This is a genomic window from Mesorhizobium sp. P2_C7 (genome assembly GCF_056404515.1).
In genome coordinates this window covers 176,949-198,937 of the sequence record NZ_JBFUDW010000016.1, presented here as the reverse complement: position 1 = coordinate 198,937, position 21,989 = coordinate 176,949, and the positions used below count along the sequence as shown (strand labels likewise).

The window sequence follows — 21,989 nt, the reverse complement described above, 5'->3', positions numbered from 1 at the left end:
TTCGAGAACCGCGGCTTCAAGCAACGCGTCGCCGCCCGCTTCGGCGCCGAGCGTCGCGTCTCCAGCTTCTTTGCCGGCGCCTACGCCGCCGTGAAACTTTGCGCCGAGGCGGTGTCGGAGGCCGACCGCGACGACCCTGCCAGCGTGCGCGGTTTCCTGCATGCCCGGCCGCGGCAGACTGTGCTCGGCACGCTGGCCATCGATCCGCGCACCAACCACGCCGCCTTGCCCTTCCATCTGGGCCGCATCAACGAGCGCTCCGGCTTCGACATCATCGCCTCGCATGGCGCCATCGCCGCCGACCCCTATCTCGTCGGCACGCTGCCCATCCAGCACGCCCCGCATCTGAGGGTGGTGCAATGACGCGCACGCCCAATTTCGTTTCCTGGCGCGCCGCGATCCTGCATCGCGCCGACGACAACATCGAGCGCCTGAAGCGGCAGCTTGAACGTCTCGGCGTCACCGTTCTGGTGCAGTGGAAGCCGCTCGATCTTGCCGAGACGCCGACCGATATCGTCCTGGTCGATGCCGATCAGGGGTGGGACGATCTTTTGCCATGGAATGGCGACGATGCACCGGTTCCGGTGGTGGCACTCCTCGGCTCCGAAGCGCCGGGCCGCATCGCCTGGGCGCTGTCCAAGGGCGCCGGCGCGATCATGGCAAAGCCGGTCGTCGCCTCCTCGGTCTATCCGGCGCTGGTGCTTGCCACACATGCCCACCACGAGCGTACCGCTGTGCGGGCGCGCATTGCCGGCCTGGAGGAGCGCTTGCGGCTCAGGCCGATCGTCCATGACGCTATGCGCTCGATCATGGCCGCGCAGGGTACGGATGAGGACGGCGCCTATCGCATCCTGTGTCGCCTCGCCATGCAGCGCCGGCTCACCGTCGAGCATGTCGCCGCGGCCATCGTCGCCGGGCATGAGCCCGTGCCGCGGGCGATGTAGGCGCCGCATGCGGGTTTTGCGCGAACTTGTCAGACGGCCTTCCGCCCTGTTCGGGCTGATCGTGGTCGTCATCGTTTTGCTGGCGGCGATCTTCGCGCCCTGGATCGTGCACTTCTCGCCGGACAACCAGCTCACCGACGGCCTGTCGCTCGAAGGCGCACCGCTGCCACCCAGCGGCGAGCATTTGTTCGGTACCGACACGCTTGGACGCGACCTCTTCTCGCGCGTTCTGTTCGGCGCCCGCACGTCGCTGATCATCGGTCTCGTCGCCAATGGCGTCGCCGTCGCGATCGGCCTTCTCGTCGGGCTGCTCGCCGGCTATCTGCGCGGCACCGTCGGCAATTTGCTGATGCGCTTCACCGACCTGATGATGGCATTCCCGGCGTTGCTGCTCGCCATCGCGCTCGCGGCGTTGCTCAAGCCCAGCCTGTGGATCGTCGCCATGGTCATCGCGCTGGTCAACTGGGTGCAGGTCGCCCGCATCGTCTACACAGAAACGCGCGGCCTGGTGGAGCGCGACTTCATCGTAGCCGAACGTTCGCTCGGCGCCGGCAATGGCCGCATCATCTTTCTGCACATCCTGCCGCATCTGATGCCGACAGCGATCGTCTGGGGCACGCTCGGCATCGCCACCACGGTGCTGCTCGAGGCGACCTTGTCCTTCCTCGGCATCGGCGTGCAGCCGCCACAACCCTCCTGGGGCAACATCATCTTCGAGAGCCAGAGCTATTTCCAGGATGCGCCCTGGCTGGTGTTCATCCCCGGCGCGATCATCCTCGCCACCGCCTTGTCGTTCAATTTGATCGGCGACGCCTTGCGCGACATCCTCGACCCGACGCAGCGCGGGAGGCTGTAACGATGGCCGTCTTCCTCGCCCGCCGTCTTGTCCAGGCCGCGCTGATCCTGCTCGGCGTCGCCGCCATCACCTTCCTTCTGCTCTACTACCTGCCGGCCGACCCCGCCGTGCTGATCGCCGGCCGCTCAGCTACGCCGCAGATGGTGGCCGCGATCCGCCATGAGCTCGGTCTCGACCAGCCGTTGATCATGCAGTTCCTGCACTATGTCGGCTCTTTGCTGCATGGCGACCTCGGCCGCTCCTACACGCAGAAGACCGAAGTGCTGCCGCTGATCCTGGCGCGCTTGCCGGCGACGCTGGTGCTCATGGCCGCCGGCATCGTCGTCGAGGTGGCGCTTGGTTTGACCTTCGGCATCATCGCGGCGGTCTGGCGCGGTGGCTTCGTCGACCGTTCGATCATGATGCTGTCCTTCGTGGGCGTCTCGTCGCCGCAATTCGTCGTGGCGCTGCTGCTTTTATACGTCTTTGCCGCCACGCTCGGCTGGTTCCCGATGTCCGGCTTCGGCACCGCGCGGCATGTGGTGCTGCCGGCCCTCACGCTCGGCGTGCTCGGCGCCGGATGGTACGCGCGCATGGTGCGCTCGGCCATGATCGAGGTGCTGCGCCAGGATTATGTGCGCACCGCCCATGCCAAGGGTCTCAGCGGCCGCCGTGTCGTGCTCAGCCATGCGCTGCCCAACGCGCTGTTGCCGATCATCGCCATGGTCGGCATCGACATCGGCCAGTTCATGAGCGGCGTGGTGGTGGTCGAGGCCGTCTATGGCTGGCCCGGTATCGGCCAGCTCGCCTGGCAAGCCATCCAGCAGGTCGACGTGCCCATCATCATGGGCGTCACCCTGGTTTCGGCGCTGGCCATCGTGCTCGGCAATCTGCTCGCCGACTTCATCGCGCCCTTCGTCGACCCGCGCATCCGCAGCCAATAACCAACAAAACCAACAGAGGAGTGAACTCAATGAACAAATTCGCCAAAAGGATGGGCCTGGCGGCCTTGCTCGCCACCTCCGCCCTGGTGCCGGCCAAGCTTGCCTTCGCCGACACGCCGACCAATGGCGGCGACATCATCGTCACCTATAAGGACGACATCGCCACGCTTGACCCGGCCGTCGGTTACGACTGGCAGAACTGGTCGATGATCAACGCGCTGTTCTCGCGCCTCGTCGACTACAAGCCCGGCACGACGGAGCTCGGGCCGGCGCTTGCCGACAGCTACGACGTCTCCGACGACGGCAAGATCTACACTTTCAAACTGCATCCGGGCGTCAAGTTCACCAACGGCCGCGAGGTGACGGCGGCGGACGTGAAGTGGTCGATCGAGCGCGCCGTCAACCCGAAGACGCAAGGCCCCGGCGCCGGCTTCTTCCACTCGATCGTCGGCGCCGACAAGATGACCGCCGGCACCGCCGACACGATGGAAGGCATCACCGCGGTCGACGACCACACGGTCAAGTTCACCCTGTCGCAGCCCGACGCCACCTTCCTCAACGTCCTGGCGCTGAACTTCGCTTCCGTCGTGCCGAAGGAGGCCGTGGAAGCCGCCAATGGCGATTTCGGCAAACACCCGGTCGGCTCCGGCGCCTTCACGCTGAAGGAATGGACGATCGGCCAGCGCCTCGTCTTCCAGAAGAACCCCGACTATTTCGTCAAGGACCGGCCGCATGTCGACAGCTTCACCGTCGAAGTCGGCCAGGAGCCGCTGGTGGCGCTGCTGCGCCTGCAGAAGGGCGAGGTCGATATCGCCGGCGACGGCATCCCGCCGGCGAAATATCTGGAGATGAAGAAGTCGGCCGAGTTCGAGGGCATGATCGTCGACCGCCAGCAGCTCGAGACCAGCTATGTCACCTTGAACACGCAGGTGAAGCCGTTCGACAACGCCAAGGTGCGGCAGGCCGTCAACATGGCCATCAACAAGGACCGCATCGTGCGCATCATCAATGGCCGTGCCACGCCGGCCGGCCAGGTGCTGCCGCCGCTGATGCCGGGCTATGACCAGAACTACAAGGGCTATGCCTACGACCCCGAAAAGGCGAAGGCGCTGCTTGCCGAAGCCGGGTTGAAGGACGGCTTCTCGACGCAGATCTACACCTCCAACACCGATCCGCAGCCACGCATCACCCAGGCGATCCAGCAGGATTTGGCGGCGATCGGCGTCAAGGCCGAGATCAAGGCGGTGGCGAACCCGAACGTGATCGCCGCCGGCGGCACGCAGGGGCAGGCGCCGATGGTCTGGTCCGGCGGCCTCGGCTGGATCGCCGACTTCCCGGATCCGTCCGACTTCTACGGGCCGATCCTGGGCTGCGGCAGCGCCGTTGCCGGCGGCTGGAACTGGTCGTGGTACTGCAACAAGGACATCGACGCCCGCGGCCAGGCCGCTGACGCCATGCCGGTACCGGCCAAGACCGAGGAGCGCAACAAGGCCTGGGCGCAGATATTCACCGACATCCAGACCAATGACGCACCCTGGATCCCGGTATTCAACGAACGCCGCGTGGTGGCCAAGTCCAAGCGCATGGGCGGCCCGGACGAGATCTACATCGATCCCACCCGCGTCATCGATTACGAAGCGATCTACGTGAACAAATAGGCTCTTCTCATCTCCCGGCGGCAGGCATCCAGCTCACCGCCGGGACCGTCCCATGATGCCGCCTGCACGGGAGGGCGGCTTGCCCAAGACAACGAGAAAAAACCATGTGCGTGAAGTGCGACTACACCATCCATCGCGCCAGCCATCATTTCGGCTGGAACCGCGACTTCGAGCCGGCGCTGACGGCAAGGCCCGGCTCGACAATCCATTTCGAATGTCTCGATTCCTCAGGCGGGCAGTTCAACGCCAGCTCCACGGTCGCGGACGTCAAGACGATGGATTTCGGCAAGGTCAATCCGGTGACCGGACCGGTCTATGTCGAGGGCGCCAAGCCCGGCGATGCGTTGAAGATCACGCTGCGCCATTTCGAACCGTCGGGCCTCGGCTGGACCGCCAACATTCCCGGCTTCGGCCTGCTCGCCGACCAGTTCGAGGAGCCGGCGCTGCACATCTGGAAATATGACGCCGCCTCGATGACGCCGGCACTCTTTGGCCCTGGTGGCCGCGTACCGCTAAAACCCTTCGCCGGCACGATCGGCGTGGCGCCTGCCGAACCCGGCCTGCACTCGGTCGTGCCGCCGCGCCGTGTCGGCGGCAATCTCGACATCCGCGACCTTTCGGCTGGCACCACGCTCTATCTGCCGGTCGAGGTCGAGGGCGCGCTGTTTTCGATCGGCGACACCCATGCCGCTCAAGGCGACGGCGAGGTCTGCGGCACCGCCATCGAGAGCCGTATGGATGTCGAGGCGACGATCGAGCTGGTCAAAGACGCGCGGCTGCAAAGCCCGCGCTTCACCACGCCGGGACCGGTGACCCGCCATCTCGACGCGGCCGGCTACGAGGCCACCACCGGCATCGGGCCGGACCTGATGACCGCAGCGCGCGAAAGCGTCATGCGCATGGTCGACCTGCTTGCCGCGGAGCATGGGCTGAAGTCGGTCGACGCCTACATGCTCTGCTCGGTTTGCGGCGACCTGCGCATCAGCGAGATCGTTGACATGCCGAACTGGGTCGTCTCGTTCTACTTCCCAAGAATCGTCTTCAATTGATGGCGGATGCTTCCGGGCCAGAGCAGGATGCCGTCCTGACCGTCGACAAATTGTCGGTGGACGCGCTGACGCCTGAAGGGGCGAGGCGCGTCATCGACGGCATCAGCTTTGCCTTGGCGCCGGGCGAGACATTGTGCATCGCCGGTGAGTCCGGTTCGGGCAAGTCGGTGACGGCGCTTTCGATCATGCGGCTGTTGCCGCGCACCTCGCTGCGCATCGCCGGCGGCGACATCAGGCTCGATCGCCAGAGCCTGCCGCTCCTGTCCGAGCGCGCCATGCGCGATGTGCGTGGCGGCGAGATCGCCATGATCTTCCAGGAGCCGATGACCTCGCTCAATCCGGTACACTCGATCGGCGCGCAGCTGACCGAGGCGATCCGCACCCATCAGGGCGCGGAAGGCGCCAGCATCAAAAGCCGCGCCCGTGCCATGCTCGACGTCGTCCAGATCAACGACCCGGCGCGGCGCATGAAGCAATATCCGCACGAGCTCTCCGGCGGCATGCGCCAGCGCGTCATGATCGCCATGGCGCTGTCCTGCCGGCCGAAAGTGCTGCTGGCCGACGAGCCGACGACGGCGCTCGACGTGACCGTGCAGGCGCAGATCCTGAAACTGATGCGCGAGTTGAAGCGGGAATTCGGCACCGCCATCATCCTGATTACCCACGACATGGGCGTCGTCGCCGAAATGGCCGACCGGGTGGCCGTGATGCGTGACGGCCGCATCGTCGAGGCAGGCCCGGTGCTCGACATCTTCGAGCGTCCGCACGCCGAGTACACGCGCGAGCTGCTCGCCGCCGTGCCGCGCCTCGGCGCGTACGCCGCGACCGACGCGCCGCCGAGGGTCACCGCCACCGTCCGACCAGCCGCGCCGGAGGGCGCCGCGCCGGTGCTGTCGGTCAAGAACCTTGTCGTCGATTACGGCGCTTCCGCCAGCCTTTTCCGTCGCCGCGCCGCCGAGGCGCCGGCGGTGCAGGACGTCTCTTTCGACATCATGCCGGGACAGACGCTCGGCCTCGTCGGTGAAAGCGGTTCCGGCAAATCCACCACCGGCAAGGCCGTGCTCGGCCTGGTGCCTTTCACGGGTGCAGTGACCATCGGCGGCACGGCCATCCAGGGCCTTTCCGCCGCCGCGATGCGGCCGGTGCGCCGCGCCGCGCAGATGATCTTTCAGGACCCCTACGCCTCGCTCGATCCGCGCATGACAGTGGGCGCTGCCATCGCAGAACCGCTCGTCATCCATGGCATTGGTGCCAAGGGCGACCGCAACGAGCGTGTGGCCTCGCTTCTGAAGCACGTCGGCCTCGCCGCCGATCATGCCACGCGCTATCCGCATGAATTTTCCGGCGGCCAGCGCCAGCGCATCTGCATCGCCCGCGCGCTGGCACTCGAGCCGAAGCTGATTGTCGCCGACGAAAGCGTTGCGGCCCTCGACGTGTCGGTCCGGGCGCGCGTGCTCGACCTGATGCTGGAGCTGCAGGAGACGCTCGGGCTCTCCTATCTGTTCATCTCACACGACATGGCCGTGGTCGAGCGCATGAGCCACAACGTCGCCGTCATGCGCGCCGGCCGCATCGTCGAGGCCGGCGCACGCCGCGCGGTGCTGTCATCACCGCGCGAAGCCTACACGCGTGAACTGATCGCCGCCGTGCCTATACCGGCCCCACGCATCGCAAACCCACAGAAGTAGCGTTGCAGAGACCGGCGCACCAAATCATCTCGGCCGGGCTTCTCGGTGGCCGGCGGGTGGCTAGTATGCCACACCGACCCTGGCTAGTTTTTCAGGGACGGAACCTGCCAGCCATCGGAAGGAGGAGTAGCCGCGGGAGCGTATAGTTCTGCAAGTGACGTCCGCTTTGCGCCTCATGTCGGCCGTTCAGGCAATCCGCACCATTCTCAAGAAGCGGACGTCGATTGTTTCAACGTGAGGACAAGTTGCGAAAGCTGCCGGACGTGCCCCCGAGACCCCTGCGGCACCAACATGTTCAGTGCTGCGGGCGGCTCAGCGTAACAATGCCTTCGACGTCCTGGCGGGTACGCGCGAAGCGCTTGAGCACCAGAGGGTCGTGCCCGGGGACGATGTGAGCGGGGGAACTGGCGAGTTGTTTCATACGCTCGACCCCGAAGATCACATCGCTCAGCCGGTCAAAGACGGGAAAAGGTTTTTCGCGTTCCATGTTGGCGTAGAAATGGGCTGCGTCCGACGCGATCACGACCGCGCCGTTGTCGGTTTCCACCCGCACCACCTGCAATCCGCGCGAGTGGCCGCCAACCTTGTGGAGCGTTATGCCGGGCGCGATCTGCGACTCGGGGTCGTGGAAGCAGACCTTTCCGGCAAAGACGCGCCGCACCATGGTGGTGACGTCTTCGGCCTCGAAGGGATGGCGCATGGCATGGTGGCACATGCAGCGGCCGGTCGCGAACTCCATCTCCGCATCCTGCAGGTGAAAGGTCGCGTTCGGGAACAGATGATGGTTCCCGCAATGGTCGTAATGCATGTGGGAGATGATGACGTCGCTGACGTCGGCGTGGTTGATGCCGATTGCCGCCAGGCCTTCATCGACGGGCCTGACGACACTGCGTCCGCGTTTGTCGCCGGTCGGCTTGTCGAAGCCGGTGTCGACGATGAAGGTGCGTTTCTCCCCAACGATCGCCCAGACGAAGTAGTCCAGCGGCATGGGAACATCATGCGTGTCGCCGCCCAGGAAATTCTCGCCCGAGCGGCGCTTGAAATGGCCGTAGCGAACGGCATGGATTTCATAGCGTCCGGGGTCACCCATGATCAGCTCGCTTTGGCGACATCTGTGGTCTGGGCCGAGCCGACCTCCACATGCGCCCATGTCTCGACCGTCTTGACCATACAGGTAAAATCGGAATCAGGCCCGTAGAGCTGGTTCGTCACGCTGAGTAACTGGCGCACGGCACTGCCCACCACCATCGGTACGCCCATCGCCTCCGCCTCATCCACGCACAAGCGTACATCCTTGAAGGACAGGCCTGTGGCGAAACCGAAATCGAAGGTGCGCGGCAGGACGGATTTCGGGAACTTGTCTTCGGTGGCGCTGTTGCGGCCACTCGAGGCGTTGATGACGTCGATCATCACCTTGGGGTCGAGGCCTGCCTTGACGCCCATCACGACCGCTTCGGAGGAGATCGCAAGTGCCGCCGCCGCAAGCAGATTGTTGGCAAGCTTCATGGTCTGGGCGGAGCCCTGAACCTCGCCCATGAAGAATATCCGCCCGAAATTCTCGATCACCGGCCTTGCCGTTTCGAAGGCAGCCTTCGGCCCCGACACCATAACGGCGAGGGTGCCGTTGCGCGCTCCCTTCAATCCTCCGCTGACGGGCGCGTCGATCATGGCGATGTTCTTGGCAGAAAGGCCTTCGGCAACCTTGGCGGCCGTGCGCGGACCCGTCGTCGAGATGTCGATGAAGATGCGAACCGCCTTGCCCTCGGCGATACCGCCTTCGCCGAGCACCACCTTTTCCAGGATCTGCGGGCTGGGCAGACTGGCAAAGACGATCTCCGCATTGTCGGCAACATCGCGCGCACCGGCGGCGGCTTTCGCGCCCGCATTGGTCAACTCCGCAACGGCTTTGCCGTCGACGTCGTAGACAGTCACTTCGTATCCGGCCTTGATGAGACGGGTCGCCATCGGCGTGCCCATTTTTCCGATGCCAACAAAGCCGATTTTCAGGGTCGACATGATCGCTCTCTCCTCTTTCGGGGCCTATTGCCCATGGTGCTTGGTCTCGATCTCTGGGATCGCATTCCGTCAGGTCGTTTCCACCGTGGGCATTTCGAGCGCCTGGCCTGTTCGCGGCACGAGAAGTTCCGCTATGTCCACGACCTTTAATCTGTCGGCCACGCCGAGCGCATCGATTGCGGCGGTGTACATCACCTTGTCCTTCGGGCAGGCGACGACGAAATAGGCGATGTCGCCCAGGCTCAGCGCTTCACGGATGCGGTTCTCGCTCGGCCGCTCGGTCACGCCGTCGTCGCCTTGCCAGATGCGGCCGCCGCCGGCGCCGCAGCAGAAGGAATTCTCGCGGCAGCGCGGCATGTCATGAAGCGTATAGCCGGCGGCGCGGATCAGCTCGCGCGGCGCATCGAAGCCGCCATTGTAGCGCCCAAGATAGCAGGGATCGTGATAGGTGACCCTGGCGCCGTCGACGACATGCAGGTCGAGTTTTCCTGCCGCGATGAGTTCCGCCAGCAGCGCCGTATAGTGCAACACCTCGAACGCCGCGCCGAAATGCTGATAGTCGTTCTTCAGCGCATTCAGGCTATGCGGATCGGTGGTCATGATCCGGTTGAAGCGACACGCCTTGATCTCATCGATGTTGGACTGAGCGAGCGTCTCGAACAGACCTTCTTCGCCGGCACGCCGCACATCATTGCCGCTGTTGCGCTCGGCATCGAAGAGAATGCCGAAGTCGACACCGGCCGCGGTCAGCAGTTCTGCAACCTTGCGGGTGATTTCCTGAACGCGCGGATCGTAGGACGCGTAGTCTCCTACGAACCACAGAACGTCGACGGGTTCCTCGCGCGCGTCCTTGACCGGAAAGCCGAGCTCCCGGGTCCAGCGCGCCCGCATCTTGGAAGGCTTGCCCATGGAATTGCCGAGACGGGTCAGGTTCGATAGCGCCTCCTGCAGACCGGGGCTGACATGGCCTTCGTCGACCAGATGACGGCGCATGTCGATGATCTTGGGCAGATGTTCGATCTCGACCGGGCATGCCTCCATGCAGGCACGGCAGGTGGTGCAGGCCCACAGCGTCTCCTCGGAAATCACCCCGCCGACCAGCAGGGCCGCCGATGATCCTGCGGCAAGCGCGTCGCGCATGTCGGTGATCAGCAATTTCGGGCTGAGCGGCAGACCGGCCGCATAGGCTGGGCAGACCGCCTGGCAACGGCCGCATTCGGTGCAGGACAGAAGGTCGAGCTGCTGCTTCCAGTCGAACTGCCCCAGGCTGTCGATGCCTGGAGTCTCACGCGCTTCCGGGACCGCGGGCGCCAGGCCGCGCGGTTCGAGGCTGCGGAAGTAGATGTTGGGCGCGGCAAGGAACATGTGCCGGTGCTTCGAACCGGGGATATAGACAAGGAATGCCAGAATGGCGCCGATGTGAACCCAGTAGAACAGCTCTTCGCCCGCATGCGCCGACATGCCGGCACGATCGAGCAGTCCTGCCAGCGCTGACGCGACCGGCCGCCACGAGCCGTCGGCGCCACCGACTATGCGCGCGGCCGCCTCAAGCAGCAGAGACGCCACGATCAGGACGATCAACACATAGATGATTGCCGCATCACTGCCGCTCGAGCCGTCGAAACGGGCAGGCCGCAGCACGTAACGCTGATAGAGTGCAAGTCCGACGCCGACCAGCATCAGCACCGAAAAGATATCCTGCAGAGCGGCAATCCAGGTTTCGCCACCGATGGGCGCAAGTGAGAACCCGGGAAACAGCCGCGAGCCGAAGGCATCGATCGTGGCGGTGAACAGCACGAAGAACGAAATGAAGATGATTGCGTGAAGCACGCCGGAAAGCGGCTTGCGGACCATTTTCCGGTGCATGCCGATGGCGACCATCACGCCCTGGAGACGCAGCATCGGGCGGTCGAAGCGGGCCGCTGCCGGTGCATTGGCAAGAGCAACCGCGTAACGGCGCGAGCGCCAGACCGTCAACGCGAGTGCTGTGATGACCAGGATCCAGAGTGGCAGGGTCGATGCCATCTCAACGGCCAGAGCCGGCCCGCAGCCTGTCGCTCAGATTGGCGACGAGATCGAACAGGTCACAGGTCGCGCCGTAATGCGCGACATTGAAAATGGGTGCCTTCGGATCAGTGTTGACTGCAATGATAAGGTCGGCCTGCGACATGCCTTCGAGATGTTCGGGCGCACCGGACACGCCGAGCGCCAGATAAAGCTTCGGCTTGACCTTCTGGCCGGATTTGCCGACTTGGCGCAGCTTTGGCAGCCAGCCATTGTCGACGACCGGACGGCTGCCGGCGATCTCCGCCCCCAGCATCGTCGCCAGATCGCGCGCAAGGTCAATGCTTGCTTCGTCGCCGATGCCACGGCCCACGCACACGATCCTCTCGGCCGTCGTCAGATCGACGTCGGCATAGTCGGGCACGTCGATGGCCACCATCTTCACCTTGCCGCCGGCGAGCACGGGTTCGGCATCGATCGTGCGCACCCTCGCCGTATCGATCGGACCAGGTGCTGCCTCCGCAAAGGCGCCCGGATTGATCATCAGGATTGCCGGCAGCCGCACCGCGCATTCAGCGAGGATCTTGCCGCCATACATCTGCGCGACGATCGTCAGGCTTTCGCCGTCCCGCTTGATTTCATTGACATAGGAGATGAGCGGCCAGCCGGTTCGCGCCGCGATGTCGGCTGCCACGTCCAGTCCGTTTGCCGAATAGGGAACCAGGACCAGGCCAGGGCTCTCGGCGGTGATGACATCGCGCAGAAGCAGCGCGTAGGTCTCGGCGGGAATAACATCCGATTTTGTGGCCCGGGCCACTATCAGGCGATCGGCGGCACCGAAGGAAGCGGATGCGCCTTGTACGTCACCGCCGGCGAAAAAGGCGACGACCTCGTCGCCGGCCTGGGCGAGCGAACGCGCCGCCGCGATCATTTCGAGGGAGAAGGCTTCGATCTTGCTGGAGTGGCCTTCCGTACAGGCAATCAATTTCATGACTTAGTTCCTTGCCAGGCCTTTGGCTGCCAGGATGGTGACCAGACGATCCGCTACTGTCTCGGCATTGCCGCCCAGGTTCTCGCCAGAGCCGCCCTGGACCGGCAGGCGCAATGTGATGATCTCGGCGGAACGCTCGAAGCCTGACGATTCTGGAGTGGCGCGGCCGATCGGCGTCTTGGACGCCTCGCGAAGCTTGCTGCCGGAAACGTAGCGCGGCGCCTTCGACGCCGTCTGCACGCCCAGCACCGCCGGCGTGGCCAACTCATAGGTGACGGCGACACCCGCGCCGCGCTCTTGCGTGACCCGAAGCACGGCGCCGTTCGCAACGATACGGTTGGTTCCCGACACATGCGGCCAGTCGAGCAGCGCGCCGACATAGGGCGCGAGCTGGCCAAAGACATCCTCGCTCGATTGAACGCCGCACAGAACCAGGTCGGCCGACTTCGCTCGCGCCATCGCAGCGATGGACGCCGCGATCTCGCGTGAGGAGATCATGGCGTCCTCCTCGGACTGCAGCGCCACGGCTTCGTCGGCACCGCGCGCGGCAGCCATCTGCAGGACACGGTTGGCGCCTTCGCCAACGGCCACCGCTGTCACCTTCGCACCGCTGGCTTCCTTGAGCAGGATTGCTTCCTCGAGGGCATGATCGTCGAAATCGTTGAGCTGGAAATCGAGCCACTCCCGATCGATGCTGCGCCCGTCCTCGGCGAGTTGCAGCTCGCCCGCGGAATCCGGGATCATGCGTAAGACAACAAGAATATTCACGGCCTCTCCTCCGACGGAACGCACCTCAAGCGCCCGGCACCGGCAGCTAGATAAGTCGTATTCTTCACCGCTCCCAATGGCGAAAAAGGTAATAGCAGCTATTACAAGACGGCAGATTGACGATCGTGGGTAATCGACTGCTAATTTGCGTCAAATCGCTTTCAATCGAATTTTCCTGAATTGGAGGGTATCAGGAAGATGGCCGTGCGATTTGCCCGGGATATAAACATCTATTCTTTGTTTATACTGTCCCGCGCGTGAGAGTTTCTGAGGAGAATTTCAGGCGCTCTGTCGAGCGTTCAGGAGGAGGAACCAATGTCAATAAAGAGCATCCTAGACCACAAGATATCACGCAAAAGCTTCATCAGGGGTATGCCGGCCGCCGCCGCGGCGATCGCCGCCGTGCCGGGGCTCCAGCTTGCACAGGCCACCCCGGTCGCCGCGGCTGAAGCCGAAACCAAGCCCGGCTACTATGGTGCGCCACGCACCTGGATGTGGAACCCCAATGCCAACAGCATGGTCGACACGTCGAAGTGGAAGAAGGCGGGTCCCTATACGATCGGCTTTTCCAATGCGTCGATTTCCAATGCCTGGCGCGTCGCCTTCCAGCATGGCGTCCTCTGGTCGGCCGGCCAGCATCGCGACGAGATTGCCCATCTTCTCGTCACCGACGCCAACGACGATCCCTCCAAGCAGATTGCCGACATCCAGGATCTGATCAGCCAGGGCGTCGATATTCTCCTCATTGCGGCCTCTACCGAGGACGCGCTCGATTCCGTCGTCGGCCGCGCCACGGAACAGGGCATTCCCGTCGTCATGGTCGATCGCAAGGTGAAGACGCCGGCAAACTACATCACCTACGTCACGGCATCCGATTGGGCGCTGGGCCGTCTCGAGGCACAGTGGCTGTGCGAGACGCTGGGCGGCAAGGGCAACATCGTCATGCTGCCAGGCATCGCCGGATCCAGCGTCGCGGAAATCCGCATCAAGGCGAACGAGGAAGTGTTCTCCAAGTTCCCCGGCATCAAGGTGCTGGAAAAGCAGTATTGCGACTGGAATCCGGCCACCGGCAAATCGGTAATGGCCGCGCTGATCCAGAAGCACGGCAAGGCCATCGACGGCGTGCTGTCCGACAGTGCGCTGCAGGGCTATGGCGCGATCGAGGCGTTCCTCGACGCCGGCTACAAGGACGGCGAATTTCCGCCGATCACCGGCGGCGACGTTGCGCGGATGTATCAGCTGGCTAACCAGCACAACATCAAGATGGTCGGTATCGACTATCCGACGTCGATGGGCATCACCGGCATCGAAACGGCGCTCGATGTGCTCAAGGGCATTTCGGTTCCCGACAAGGTCGAGGTCAGCTTCCAGGTGGTGACGTCGCCTGGCGCCGATACGGTGTCCGTCAAGGGCGACCGGCATCTGCTCGACCATGTCAGCATGAGTGACCCGGGTGACCTGTCGCCAAGCAACGGACTGCCGGCGGGATACAACCCCAGCACGTTCAATCCCGACTATCCGAAGTGAGCCTCCCAGCTCAACCGGGTGTGCGTCCACGGACGCGCACCCGGGTGTGATTTGATTGTTTTGAGCGTCGGATAATGTCCATTTCTGTTATCGAACTCAGCCAGATCGAGAAGGAGTATCCCGGCGTAAAACCCCTGGACAAGGTCGATTTCGCCGTACAGCCAGGCGAGATTCACGCCCTTCTCGGTGAGAATGGCGCTGGCAAGTCGACCCTTATCCGCGTCATGGGCGGGGCCGTGAAGCCGAATTCCGGCGCCATCACCTATCTCGGCAAGCGGGTCTCCTGGCAATCGCCAAAGGCCGCGCGCGCCGCCGGCATCCATGTCATTCATCAGGAACTTGCGCTTTTTCCCGAACTGTCGGTGGCCGAAAACATTCTGATCGACGCACAACCTCGCGGCCGGTTTGGGCTCATCTCCAATCGCGCCCGCCACGCCCGCGCCGCGGAAATCCTCGCCCAGCTCGGGGTTAGCATTCCCACGCACGCAAGGATCGACGAACTGCCGCTTGCCGACCAGCAGATGGTCGAGATTGCAAAAGCGCTGGTCGGCAAGGCCAGGCTGCTCATCCTGGACGAACCGACCGCTGTCATTGTCGGCCATGAGGTCGACCTTTTGTTCGAAAACATGCGCAGGCTGCGCAACGAGGGCGTCGGCATCGTCTATGTCTCGCATCGGCTCGAGGAAATTTTCGAGATCGCCGACCGGGTAACAATCCTGAAGGACGGCCAGGTCGTCGGCATGAGCCCGGTGGGCGAGATCAGCCGCGAAGAGATGATCACCAAGATGGTTGGCCGCAGCCTCGGCCAGATCTATCCGGCGCGGCGCGCGGCGCCGGCGGATGGGCCGGACATCCTCAGCGTTCGCAACCTGCGGGCCGGTCCGCGCGTACGCGACGTCAGCCTGAGCGTGAAGGCCGGAGAGATCGTCGGCGTGGCCGGCATGGTCGGCTCGGGGCGCACGGAAGTCGCGGAGGCCATTTTCGGCGCGCGCGCCGTCGAAGGCGGGGTGATCGAGTTCGACGGCAAGCCGTTCCCAAAGAGAGTGCCGAAGGATGCCATCGCCGGCGGCCTCGGTTTTCTGACCGAGAACCGCAAGGACGAGGGCCTCTTTCTTGGCCTTCCGATTTCCGCCAACATCATGGCGCCGGACCTCCAGGGCATCACGAAATATGGCCTGATCGACCGCTCGCGGGAGCGTGCGCTGGCCGAGCGCCAGATCCACGATTTCTCGGTCGCAACACCTTCGCCTGATGTGAAGGTCGGCAATCTGTCTGGCGGCAACCAGCAGAAGGTGCTGTTCAGTCGCTGGTCCAGGATCGCCAATCGGCTGCTCATCCTCGACGAGCCGACACGCGGCGTCGATATCGGCGCCAAGGTCGAGATCTACCGCATCGTCCGGCGTCTGGCGGATTCGGGCGTCGGCGTCCTGATGATCAGTTCCGAACTGCCAGAAATCGTTGGTCTGTCCGACAGGGTCTTCGTGATGGCCCAGGGCCGCGTCGTGGGCGAAGTCGAAGGCGACGCTCTCGGCGAGGAGGTAATCATGGATCTCGCGGTAAGATCGATCGAGCGTCACAAGGCGCCAGCGGAGGAGATCGCATGAGCGCCATCGCCATGGATATTCGCCGCAACCGGCTGATGATGTCGTACCTGATCGTTGCGGTGCTGCTGGTCGTGCTGGCTGTTGCCGGCGGTTTCCTGTCCGACCGCTTCCTCACTTGGCGCAATGTCGGCAATCTGTTCCAGCAGCTTATCGTGCTGGGCATGGTCAGCCTCGGCCAGACCTTCGTCGTGCTGATGGGCGGCATCGACCTGGCGATCGGCTCGCTGGTGAGCGCGCTGACGGTCTTCCTGGCGAACTTCCTCGAATGGCGGCCGGACCTGGTTTGGCTGGCGCTGCCGCTCGCCCTGGTGGCCGCGACCGCTGTGGGGGCGCTCAACGGGCTGCTGACGGTTGTGCTGCGCGTCCATTCGCTGATCGTGACGCTCGGCATGTCTTCTGTCATTTTCGGCGGCACGCTGATGTATCGCAAGGAGCCCGGCGGTTCGGTGCCGCGCGCCTTCGCCGACGTCGCCTATGCCAAGGTCGCCGGCATTCCGGTCAGCGCCATCATCCTCGTAGCCATTTTCGCCCTGGCCGGCCTCTGGCTACAGCGGACCCGTTCGGGCCGCAGCATCTATTTCGTCGGCGGTGATCGGGAAGCGGCAAGGCTGAACGGCCTGCCCGTCGACCGCATCGTCGTGCTTGCTTACGCGCTGTCCGGCCTGTGCGCCGGCATCGCGGCGATTTTCCTCACCGCCCGCACCGGTGTTGGCGATCCGCGCATCGGTGCTGCGCTGACACTTCAATCGGTGACGCCTGTCGTGGTCGGCGGCACCATACTGGCCGGCGGCAGGGGCGGCGTGCTTGGCACGTTCCTCGGCGTACTGCTGGTCACCATGCTCAACAATTTGCTGAATTTCGTGAACGTCTCGTCCTACTATCAGTGGGTCATCCAGGGTCTCATCATCATCATCGCGGTCGGCATCCACACTTCGAGGCGGAGATAACGATGGCGCCTCTCGACACTCCGATGCCGCGCTCACGAGGCCTGTCGCTCGCGACCATCTTCGAACGCTATGGGCTGGTGATCTTCCTGGCGGTGCTGATGGCGGTCGCTGCGGCGGCGTCGCCGACCTTCCTGCGGCCGGCCAACCTGGTCAATGTGCTGACCATCGCGGCACCGCTCGGCATGGTCGTGATCGGCCAGACATTCGTGATCCTGGTGCGCGGGCTGGACCTGTCGGTGGCGTCCCTGATGGCCACGGTCGCGGTGCTGGCGACCGCCTTCAAGGCCACCACCAACGACGCCATTCCGCTGATCTTCCTGGCGGCGATCGTCTTCTCGGCCATTGTCGGCTTCCTGAACGGATGGCTGGTGGCCAGGCGCAACGTCAGTCCGTTCCTGGCGACGCTGGCGATGATGATCATCCTGCAGGGTATCCGCTTCGCCTACACCGGCGGTGCGCCGATCAGCACCTTGCCGCCTGGCATGGGCTTTCTGGCCTCCGGCCGCATTCTTGGCGTTCCCGTCAACCTGATGACGCTGGCGGCGCTGGCGATTGCTTTCGGCATCGTGCTGCATCGCTCGCGTCTCGGCCGCGAGATATTCATGGTCGGAACCAATCCCAAGGCCGCGTTCCTCAACGGCGTCGCGCCTGATTGCGTGATCATCCTGTGCTACGTGATCTGTTCGGTCTGCGCGGGAATAGGCGGGCTGTTCCTGCTCGGCTATGTCGGCACCGTTTCGAACTGGGTCGGCCAGGGCTACGAACTGGACTCCATCGTCGCCGCCGTCATGGGCGGTGTCGCGCTGACCGGGGGGCGCGGCAACATCTTTGCGGCGCTGCTTGGCGTGGCCGTGCTGATGGTGATCAACAATCTCGTGCTGCTGCTAGGATTTCCGATCGAGATGCAGCTCATCATCAAGGGCATCATCATCATCGGCGCGGCGGCGTTTTACCGGACGCGCCTCGTCTGACACGATGTTGCCATTGGACCGCAAGGGAGGAAGAAAATGACCGTTGAAGTTCTGGCGGATCGCAGTGCACGGGCAAGGCGCGACGAGGAAGTCGATGTCGTGATTGTCGGCGCCGGTCCATCCGGCTCGGTCGCAGCCCTCCATCTGGCGCGCGCCGGCATTTCCGTCGTCGTGCTCGAGCAGGGCGAATGGCCGGATTATGCCGACTATACGGGTGCCCGTCCGGAGCACGAGCTTGTCAGCACCAAGCTCTGGCATCCCAATCCCAACGTCCGCGACAATCCCAACGACTATCCCGTCGACACCTCGACGACGGACATCAACCCGCTGATGTATGCCGGCGTCGGTGGCAGCGCGACGCTCTACGGCGCGCAATGGATGCATTTCCTGCCGTCCGACTTCCGCGTGCGCTCGATGGATGGCGTGGCCGAGGACTGGCCGTTCACCTATGAAGACCTGTTGCCCTACCAGCTCGAGATCGAGCGCGAAGTGGGCGTGTCTGGCCTTGCCGGCGATCCGGCCTATCCGCCGCGCGGCGCCTATCCCTTTCCGGCGCTCCCCATGGGCTCCGTCGGCCAGCGCGGTGCGCTGGGTATGGAGAAGATGGGCTGGCACTGGTGGCCCGGCAGCAACGCCATCCCGTCGGAGAAGTTCGGCGAACTCAATCCCTGCGTGCGCCGCGGAACCTGTCTGACGGGCTGTCCGGAGGGCGCGAAATCGACGACCGACCGGTCGCATTGGCCACTGGCCCTGAAGGCCGGCGCGCGGCTCGTCACCCGTGCCCGTGTCAAGGAGATCGAGACCAACGACCAGGGACTGGCGACCGGCGTCGTCTATGTCGACGCGAACGGGCGCGACCGGCGCCAGCGCGCCAAGGTGGTGATCCTGTGCGCCAATGGCGTTGGCACGCCGCGGCTGCTGCTGATGTCGGGAGGAGCCAGGAATCCGGACGGCCTTGCCAATTCGTCCGGCATGGTCGGCAAGCGTCTGATGATGCATCCGTTCGCAAGCGTACTCGCATCATATGAGGACCCCCTCGATTCCTGGCGCGGCCCCTTTGGCCAGCAGGTCTATTCGCTGGAATTCTACGAGACCGACGAAAGCCGCGGCTTTGTGCGCGGCTCGAAATGGAACTGCATGCCGTCGGGCGGACCGGTCGGCGTATCCGGGGCGACCGGTTCCAAGGTCTATGTCGCCGAAAGCGGCCGGTTCCAGGATTTCTGGGGCGCCAACCTCCATGAAAATGTAGCCCGCCGCTTCGGCCACTCGCTGATCTGGGGCATCGTCGGCGAAGATCTTCCGGAGGAAAGCAACCAGGTGGTGCTGTCGAAGGATCTGGTGGATTCCGATGGCCTGCCGGCGCCGCAGATCGTCTACAAGGTCAACGAGAACTCCAACCGGCTGCTCAAGTTCAACATCGACCGCTGCCTGGAATCGGTGCGCGCCGCCGGCGCCATCGAGACGCTGGTTTCGACGCCGGTGCGTGAATCCGGTTGGCATCTCATCGGCACCACCGTCATGGGCGGCGATCCCAAGCGCTCGGTCGTCGACCAGTGGGGCGCCTGCCACGACGTGCCGAACCTCTACGTCATGGACGCCTCGACCTTCCCGACCTCGGGCGCCACCAATCCGACAGCGACCATCATGGCCGTGGCGCTGCGCAACACGCGCCGCATGATCGCCGAGCGCCGCAACCAGAAGGTGGCCTGACATGTCGAATGAGAACGCCTTCCTTGCACTCGCGGACTTCCTGATCCCCGCGCATGGCAAGATGCCGAAGTTCAGCGACGTCTGCGGTTACGCCGATGTCGAGAAGTCCCTGGATTTTCGGATTGATCTAAAGCCGGGCTTTGCGCGCGGCGTCGCGGTCGATCCGGCCTCCGGCGCCGAAGCTCGTCTGGAAAGCCTCAACAAGGAGGATGGCGAAGCCTTCTCGGCGATCACAACCATTGCCATCGCCACCTACTATATGAGCCCGCGCGTGCGCGAGCTGATCGGCTACCCGGGCCAGGAGAACGTCCCTTACGATTCCAAGGCGACGCAGATCTATCTGACCGACGGCTCGCTCGGCCAGGTGGTCGCACGTGGCCGCAAATATCGGCCGACACCCGGCCTTTGATCTCCCAATCAACTGGAAAGGACCATCCAATGAGCAAAGACGTGTTCGACAAGGGTTTTGAAATCCGCAAATCGGTTCTGGGCGCCGAATTCGTCGAGAAATCCTTCGCCAGCGCCGACGATTTCAATCGTCCGCTGCAGGAACTTGTGACGGAATATTGCTGGGGCGCTGTCTGGGGCCGCGACACGCTCGACAAGAAGACCCGCAGCATGCTGAACCTCGCCATGCTTTCCGCGCTCAATCGTCCCCACGAGCTGAAGATGCATGTGAAAGGCGCGCTGACCAACGGTGTGACCAAAGACGAAATCCGCGAAGTCCTTCTACAGGTCGTGATCTATGCGGGCGTGCCCGCGGGCGTCGATTCCTTCCGGGTGGCGCGCGAAGCAATGCAGGAAGTCGGCGCATGACAACGCGTCCGCCGCTGGCTACGGAAAAGCTCTCGATGCTGATCGGCGGCCGCTCGGCCGCCGCGCAGTCGGGTGACTATTTCGAATCCTTCGATCCCTTCACCGGCAAGGCCTGGGCTCTCGTTCCGCGCGCCGGCGTAGCCGATGTCGATGCGGCCGTTCAGGCAGCCGCCGCCGCGTTCCGCGGCGAGTGGCGGACGATGACCCCAAGCGCGCGTGGGCAGATCATGACGCGCTTTGCCGACCTCGTGGCGGAGGAGGCCGAAAACCTGGCCGTTCTCGAAACCCGCGACAACGGCAAGCTGATCAATGAAATGCGGATGCAGTGCAAATACATCCCGCAATGGTTCCGCTTCTTTGGCGGCCTTGCCGACAAGATCGAAGGGCGTGTGATCCCGATCGACAAGCCGGGGGTGTTCAACTACACGCGCCGCGAGCCGCTTGGGGTTGTGGCCGCGATCACGCCATGGAACTCGCCCTTGATGCTGGCGACGTGGAAGCTCGCGCCCGCGCTTGCGGCCGGCAACACGATCGTGTGGAAACCCTCTGAATTCTCGTCCGTCTCGGCGCTGTTTTTCGGACGTCTGTTTGAGAGAGCAGGGTTTCCGACAGGCGTCGTCAACATCGTCACCGGCTTCGGCCACGAGATCGGCGATCGGCTCGTTACCCATCCCGGCGTTGCGAAAGTCGCCTTTACAGGCGGCGACGCAACCGGCCGCCGCGTCTACCAAGCGGCTGCGGGCGGGCTGAAGAAAGTCACACTCGAACTCGGCGGCAAATCCGCAAACATCGTGTTTGCAGACGCCAAGATGGAAGCCGCCATCCCCGGACTTGTGTCGGGCATCTTCGCCGCGACCGGCCAGACTTGCATTGCGGGCTCGCGCGCGCTCGTCCAACGCTCGGTCTACGACCAGGTGACGGAGAAGCTGGTCTCCTTCGCAAGGACCGCGAAGATCGGCGATCCGCTCGATCCGGACACCCAGGTTGGCCCGATCACCACGCTGCCGCAGCGCATGAAAGTGCTGGACTATATCGGCGTTGCCAATGCCGAGGGGGCACAGCAACTGCTTGGCGGCAAGATCCCTGATGATGCTTCGATCGCTGATGGCTGGTTCGTCGAGCCGACCATCTTCGGTAACGTGAAGCAGTCCATGCGCATCGCCCAGGAAGAGGTGTTCGGACCTGTTCTGTCGATCATTCCGTTCGACGACGAGGACGAGGCGGTGGCCATCGCCAACGACACCGTCTACGGGCTTGCGGCCGGGATGTGGACGCAGGATCTCGGCCGCGCAATCCGCCTGCCGGAACGGCTCGAGGCCGGCATGGTCTGGGTCAACATGTATCGCGCCACCAGCCCCCTCTCGCCTTTCGGCGGCTACAAGCAGTCGGGCATCGGCCGGGAGAACGGCCAGACCGCCATCTACGAATATCTTCAGGAAAAGAGCATCTGGATCGATGCCGGGAATTCCATTCCCGCGCCGTTCGTCCAGCGCTGATCGGACAGACCCTCCAGGAGG

At 64.0% G+C, this 21,989-nt stretch carries 20 protein-coding genes; 15 read left to right on the top strand and 5 right to left on the bottom strand.

Annotated features, from left to right (window positions below; translation table 11 throughout):
- The 7 genes from AC1D2G_RS28340 to AC1D2G_RS28310 all read left to right on the top strand — a co-directional run.
- The coding region (locus AC1D2G_RS28340; protein WP_477418194.1) for a transporter substrate-binding protein at positions 1-363 on the top strand (363 nt) is incomplete at its 5' end.
- A complete protein-coding gene (locus tag AC1D2G_RS28335) occupies positions 360-944 on the top strand; it encodes an ANTAR domain-containing response regulator (RefSeq protein ID WP_477418192.1) in 585 nt (194 codons plus the stop codon). The genes AC1D2G_RS28340 and AC1D2G_RS28335, both read left to right, overlap by 4 nt.
- Before the next feature lie 7 nt (positions 945-951).
- Complete coding sequence (locus tag AC1D2G_RS28330) at positions 952-1,800, top strand: ABC transporter permease (protein WP_457152773.1); 849 nt, start codon at positions 952-954, stop codon at positions 1,798-1,800.
- 2 nt (positions 1,801-1,802) lie between these two features.
- Complete coding sequence (locus tag AC1D2G_RS28325; protein WP_477418190.1) at positions 1,803-2,723, top strand: ABC transporter permease; 921 nt, start codon at positions 1,803-1,805, stop codon at positions 2,721-2,723.
- 29 nt (positions 2,724-2,752) lie between these two features.
- Positions 2,753-4,381, top strand: coding sequence for an ABC transporter substrate-binding protein (locus tag AC1D2G_RS28320; protein WP_477418188.1), 1,629 nt, complete (start codon positions 2,753-2,755; stop codon positions 4,379-4,381).
- 104 nt (positions 4,382-4,485) lie between these two features.
- On the top strand, positions 4,486-5,430 hold the full coding sequence (locus AC1D2G_RS28315) for an acetamidase/formamidase family protein (protein ID WP_477418187.1): 945 nt from the start codon (positions 4,486-4,488) through the stop codon (positions 5,428-5,430).
- A complete protein-coding gene (locus tag AC1D2G_RS28310; RefSeq protein ID WP_477418185.1) occupies positions 5,430-7,118 on the top strand; it encodes an ABC transporter ATP-binding protein in 1,689 nt (562 codons plus the stop codon). The genes AC1D2G_RS28315 and AC1D2G_RS28310 overlap by 1 nt, the downstream gene beginning before the upstream one ends.
- Positions 7,119-7,413: 295 nt before the next feature.
- Here AC1D2G_RS28310 and AC1D2G_RS28305 read toward each other — a convergent pair whose 3' ends face one another.
- The 5 genes from AC1D2G_RS28305 to AC1D2G_RS28285 all read right to left on the bottom strand — a co-directional run bounded on the left by AC1D2G_RS28305 (position 7,414) and on the right by AC1D2G_RS28285 (position 12,897).
- The gene (locus tag AC1D2G_RS28305) at positions 7,414-8,208 is read right to left on the bottom strand and encodes an N-acyl homoserine lactonase family protein (protein WP_477418183.1); all 795 of its coding nucleotides are present in this window, start codon (positions 8,206-8,208) and stop codon (positions 7,414-7,416) included.
- Positions 8,209-8,210: 2 nt separating this feature from the next.
- A complete protein-coding gene (locus AC1D2G_RS28300; RefSeq protein WP_477303101.1) occupies positions 8,211-9,134 on the bottom strand; it encodes an NAD(P)-dependent oxidoreductase in 924 nt (307 codons plus the stop codon).
- A 69-nt stretch (positions 9,135-9,203) separates the two neighbouring features.
- Positions 9,204-11,159 (bottom strand): heterodisulfide reductase-related iron-sulfur binding cluster, encoded by a 1,956-nt coding sequence (locus tag AC1D2G_RS28295; RefSeq protein ID WP_477418181.1) that lies wholly within the window; start codon positions 11,157-11,159, stop codon positions 9,204-9,206.
- Position 11,160: 1 nt separating this feature from the next.
- Positions 11,161-12,129, bottom strand: coding sequence for an electron transfer flavoprotein subunit alpha/FixB family protein (locus AC1D2G_RS28290; protein WP_477418179.1), 969 nt, complete (start codon positions 12,127-12,129; stop codon positions 11,161-11,163).
- 3 nt (positions 12,130-12,132) lie between these two features.
- Positions 12,133-12,897 carry an electron transfer flavoprotein subunit beta/FixA family protein gene (locus AC1D2G_RS28285; RefSeq protein ID WP_477303107.1) on the bottom strand — a complete coding sequence of 255 codons (765 nt, stop codon included), beginning with the start codon at positions 12,895-12,897 and terminating at the stop codon, positions 12,133-12,135.
- A gap of 315 nt (positions 12,898-13,212) precedes the next feature.
- Here AC1D2G_RS28285 and AC1D2G_RS28280 point away from each other — a divergent pair, with 315 nt between their 5' ends.
- From AC1D2G_RS28280 to AC1D2G_RS28245, 8 genes are all read left to right on the top strand, one after another.
- A complete protein-coding gene (locus tag AC1D2G_RS28280; RefSeq protein ID WP_477418177.1) occupies positions 13,213-14,424 on the top strand; it encodes a substrate-binding domain-containing protein in 1,212 nt (403 codons plus the stop codon).
- Between the two features lie 74 nt (positions 14,425-14,498).
- Positions 14,499-16,028 carry a sugar ABC transporter ATP-binding protein gene (locus AC1D2G_RS28275; protein WP_477418175.1) on the top strand — a complete coding sequence of 510 codons (1,530 nt, stop codon included), beginning with the start codon at positions 14,499-14,501 and terminating at the stop codon, positions 16,026-16,028.
- Positions 16,025-16,975 carry an ABC transporter permease gene (locus AC1D2G_RS28270; protein ID WP_477303113.1) on the top strand — a complete coding sequence of 317 codons (951 nt, stop codon included), beginning with the start codon at positions 16,025-16,027 and terminating at the stop codon, positions 16,973-16,975. Before AC1D2G_RS28275 ends, AC1D2G_RS28270 begins: the two co-directional genes overlap by 4 nt.
- A 2-nt stretch (positions 16,976-16,977) precedes the next feature.
- Positions 16,978-17,946: an ABC transporter permease gene (locus AC1D2G_RS28265; protein ID WP_477418173.1), complete on the top strand. Its 969-nt coding sequence runs from the start codon at positions 16,978-16,980 to the stop codon at positions 17,944-17,946.
- Positions 17,947-17,982: 36 nt separating this feature from the next.
- A complete protein-coding gene (locus AC1D2G_RS28260) occupies positions 17,983-19,656 on the top strand; it encodes a GMC family oxidoreductase (RefSeq protein ID WP_477418171.1) in 1,674 nt (557 codons plus the stop codon).
- A 1-nt stretch (position 19,657) separates the two neighbouring features.
- Positions 19,658-20,065: a hypothetical protein gene (locus AC1D2G_RS28255; RefSeq protein WP_477394338.1), complete on the top strand. Its 408-nt coding sequence runs from the start codon at positions 19,658-19,660 to the stop codon at positions 20,063-20,065.
- 29 nt (positions 20,066-20,094) lie between these two features.
- The gene (locus tag AC1D2G_RS28250) at positions 20,095-20,472 is read left to right on the top strand and encodes a carboxymuconolactone decarboxylase family protein (RefSeq protein ID WP_112619578.1); all 378 of its coding nucleotides are present in this window, start codon (positions 20,095-20,097) and stop codon (positions 20,470-20,472) included.
- A complete protein-coding gene (locus tag AC1D2G_RS28245) occupies positions 20,469-21,968 on the top strand; it encodes an aldehyde dehydrogenase (RefSeq protein ID WP_477418169.1) in 1,500 nt (499 codons plus the stop codon). The genes AC1D2G_RS28250 and AC1D2G_RS28245 overlap by 4 nt, the downstream gene beginning before the upstream one ends.
- Positions 21,969-21,989 lie beyond the last annotated feature (21 nt).